The 3,909-nt window shown below is 63.9% G+C and carries 3 protein-coding genes; 2 read left to right on the top strand and 1 reads right to left on the bottom strand.

Annotation, left to right across the window (positions count from 1 at the left end; genetic code table 11):
- The first annotated feature begins 605 nt into the window (after positions 1–605).
- The gene (locus ACKUB9_RS34100) at positions 606–2,585 is read left to right on the top strand and encodes a hybrid sensor histidine kinase/response regulator (RefSeq protein WP_407531091.1); all 1,980 of its coding nucleotides are present in this window, start codon (positions 606–608) and stop codon (positions 2,583–2,585) included.
- A 750-nt stretch (positions 2,586–3,335) separates the two neighbouring features.
- On the opposite strand, the gene ACKUB9_RS34485 is transcribed toward ACKUB9_RS34100, so the two are convergent.
- On the bottom strand, positions 3,336–3,524 hold the full coding sequence (locus ACKUB9_RS34485) for a hypothetical protein (protein WP_490390958.1): 189 nt from the start codon (positions 3,522–3,524) through the stop codon (positions 3,336–3,338).
- Between the two features lie 92 nt (positions 3,525–3,616).
- Here ACKUB9_RS34485 and ACKUB9_RS34095 point away from each other — a divergent pair.
- Positions 3,617–3,909, top strand: a 293-nt coding sequence (locus ACKUB9_RS34095; RefSeq protein ID WP_410826038.1) for an SDR family NAD(P)-dependent oxidoreductase, incomplete at its 3' end; no start/stop codon positions are given.

Genomic DNA, 3,909 nt, shown 5'->3' with positions numbered 1-3,909 from the left:
AAGCCGTAGCCGGCGTTGAAACCCGCGTAGAACCCCGTCCAGGTGAACACCGGAACCGGCGTGAACACCGGAGGAGCTGCACGGACAGGCAGGTCCGCGGCAGAAGCAGCGCCCGACAAGGCGACCGCTGCTGCGCTTGCGAGCAGAAGCTTCTTGAGCATAGGTTGGTCCCTGTTGTCGGCCCTACAATCTGGCCGAGCACCTAAATAAGCGTGACTATAAGGCGACCGGCTAGTGCGGATCTGCAACAGGTTGGTGTTGTGGAGCTTGAGCAGGCGCCGAACAGCAGCGGCCGCACCCGACCGGGCCGAGCCGGGCAAGGTCGTGCATTTGCGACGCTGAGCGCCTGCGCCGCAGCACACTATCTACTGCGATTGAGTTGTCGCCGATGTAATCGGCTCCAAGATGCAATGATGTAGTTGTTGATTCTGCGCCATGGGCGAGCCGCAGTTTTGCGCATTGTCCCGTGCTCATCGCGCCACACGCCTGATGAGTTCCTCGACCCGCCAACGCGATACGGAACGAAACCATCGTCGGCTCCATTGGTGACACGCGGCTTAGCCGGATCGCAGCCTTCTGAGGTCGCGGCGCACAGAGCGGAGCAGATGTCGTCTGAGACCACCACCACGCCAGCCATCAGCGAGGAGCAGCGCTTCCGCCTCCTGATCCAGGCCGTCACCGACTACGCGATCTACATGCTCGACCCGACCGGCGTGATCGTAAGCTGGAACCCCGGTGCCGAGCGCTTCAAGGGCTACACCGAAGCCGAAATCATCGGGCAGCACTTCTCCCGCTTCTACACCGAGGAGGACCGCCGCACCGACCTGCCTCGGCGCGCGCTCGACACAGCCGTCCGCGAAGGGCGCTTCGAGCAGGAAGGCTGGCGGGTGCGCAAGGGCGGCAGTCGCATGTGGGCGCACGTCGTCATTGACCCGATCCGCGATCCCGCGGGCACGCTGATCGGCTTTGCTAAGATCACCCGCGACATCACCGCCCGGCAGAAGACCCAGCAGGCCCTGCGGGAGAGCGAGGAGCGCTTCCGGCTCCTCGTCCAAGGCGTGCGGGACTGCGCCATCTACATGCTCGACCCGCAGGGCATCGTCACCAACTGGAACTCCGGCGCGCAATCCATCAAGGGCTACGGCGAGGCCGAGATCATCGGGCAGCACTTCTCCCGCTTCTACACTGAGGAGGATCGCGCGGCGGGTGTCCCGGATCGCGCGCTGGAGACGGCGCGGCGGGAGGGGAAGTACGAAGCCGAGGGCTGGCGGGTCCGGCGGGACGGGACGCGGTTCTGGGCCAGCGTGCTGATCGATGCCATTCACGACGAAACAGGGCGGCTCATCGGCTTCGCCAAGGTCACACGCGACTTCACAGAGCGGCGGAACGCGCAGCAGGCGCTGGAGAAGTCGCAAGCTGCCCTGTTCCAGGCCCAGAAGATGGAGGCCCTGGGTGGGCTCAGCGCCGGCATCGCTCACGACTTCAACAACCTGCTCACCGTCGTGCTGGGCAACCTCGATCTGCTGAAACGCGCGCCCGAGCAGCGCCAGGCGCGGCTGATCGACAACGCCATGCAGGCGGTCGAGCAGGGTCGCAAGCTGACACAGCAGTTGCTCGCCTTCGGGCGCTCGCAGACGCTCCATCCCGAGGTCGTAGATGTGGCCCGGCTGATCGTGGGCATGGATGACATGCTCAAGCAGTCGCTGCGGGGCGATATCACCATCGTGCTCGACCTTCCGGAGGATCTGTGGCCGGTCGAGGTCGATCCCTCCCAGCTTCGAATCACGTTGATCAACTTGGCCGTGAATGCGCGCGATGCCATGCCCAATGGTGGACAGTTCAGGATCAAAGCCGAGAACGTCACGGCACATGACGGCAAGGTAGCCCAGAGCGTCGCGATCTCGGTGACCGACACCGGGCACGGTATGCCACCGGATGTGCTCGCACGTGCGTTCGAGCCGTTCTTCAGTACGAAGCAGGTGGGCAAGGGCACCGGCCTTGGCCTGCCTCAGGTCTACGGCTTTGCCGAGCAGTCGAATGGGTCAGTGCGCGTGACCAGCGAGGTTGGTCGCGGAACGACCTTCACCATTTCCATTCCCCGTACGAAGACTCAGGCGGCTGCAATGATCAGCCCTGAGTTAGCGCTCGGCAATGCTGCGCGCGCACTTCGCGTCCTGCTCGTTGAGGACAATGCTCAGGTGGCGGATGTCGCCGCCTCAGTCCTCGTGGAACGAGGGCATTCAGTTGTAACTGCCGGCGAAGCAGCAGAAGCTCTGCAGCTCCTGAACTCGGGCCGGCCATTTGATGTCGTGCTGTCGGACCTTGTCATGCCAGGAGGGCAGAGTGGGTTTGATCTGGCCCAACAGATTCGAAGCCAGTGGCCTGCTTTGCCGGTTCTGCTTGCAACTGGTTATAGCGATCAGGCTGCAAGGGCTATGAAGGCGGGCTTTCCGCTAATTTCGAAACCTTATGAACCCGCCGCACTGCTACTTGCTGTCGAGCGGACTGCAATGATGAGGACCAGCCCTGAGCGGCAGGACAATATTATCCCCCTCGTCCGATGGATTTCGCAATCGGGCGGCTGACTGCGCGAGCAATAAACAATCTCTCAGCAGATCGTGACGTACTCCCGTTCCGGAGGCAGGGAGGCTCAAGATTGCTCAGGTAACCGGGCTCATAGGATTTCCGGCCGCGAACCAAGCAGGCACGTTGGGATGCGTGCGGAAGTATCAACGCCCGAAGCCGCCCCGGCGGCCCATGCAGCCGAAGTTTGGCCTTTGCAAACAACGTGCGTGATTCGCAGTGGATAGCGTGCGGGGAACGCACGGCTACAGGCAGCCGTTATGCGTGCCCACTAGGGAGGTCACGATGCTCAGGAAGGCTGAAGCAGCCGTATTCATGTGGCTTGCGCTGGCCGGTCACGCTCTGGCGCAGGCACCAACGACACCGAGCACACCGGGAACGGCACAAACCACAGCACCCACAACCGCGCCCGCTACCAACGGCATGGATAATTGGATCTGGTTGGTTGTAGTCGTGGCTCTAATCGCCGCTGCGGCGTGGTTGTTCATGAGACGTCGCGGCGCGACGCGACTGTAACTTGATGCTGAAATACGTGACCCCAGCTTCAACTGACACCCACTGAATTCAGGAGAATGCACATGGCGGATAGCCGCACAGGTTGCTCGTCTCATCGCGGTTCGGGATCTCAAGCCAGCGCCGAAGGCTCAGGTGCATACGGCGGCACCATCGCTGATCAGGCTGTAGCGCGGCGATCTGGATGAGAGCGCGTATTGCCTCACTCAGGAATGCTCCCGGGCTGATCGGTCGTTGCCTCACGCCGATGCTCCCGATGGCATGGTCGTGCACGCCGGCGCCCCTGGAGGGCCGAGCAACAAGCTGGTGGCGATCTCGGTCCGCCAGAGCTTCAGCCGCCGCTGCACGGTCCGAAGCAGGCCGTCAGGATAGGCACCCGGGTAAGCCGCTTGCAGTCGCGTGAGCGTTACGGGCGCCTCGAGCGGCATTGGCTTGGCGACGGCCCGCATGGCGGCCGAGCGCGGCGCCCGGGTGGTGCTCGCCGCGAGGAGCGAGGACGTGCTGGCNNNCCTCGAGCGGCATTGGCTTGGCGACGGCCCGCATGGCGGCCGAGCGCGGCGCCCGGGTGGTGCTCGCCGCGAGGAGCGAGGACGTGCTGGCTCGGGTCGCCGACGAGTTCGGAGCTCGTGTCGTGCACGTGGCCGCCGATGTGGGCCGGCGCGAGGACGTGCAGGCCATCGCCGACAAGGCAGTCGCGACCTTCGGTGGGTTTGACACCTGGATCAACGTGGCCGGCCTGACTGTCTACGGACCCCTGCGCGAGATCGCCCCGGAGGACCATGAGCGGCTGATCCGGACCAATCTGTGGGGCAC

The sequence above is a fragment of the Methylobacterium oryzisoli genome, from assembly GCF_046557895.1.
GTDB lineage: Bacteria > Pseudomonadota > Alphaproteobacteria > Rhizobiales > Beijerinckiaceae > Methylobacterium > Methylobacterium oryzisoli.
This window is presented reverse-complemented; position numbering and strand designations above follow the sequence as displayed.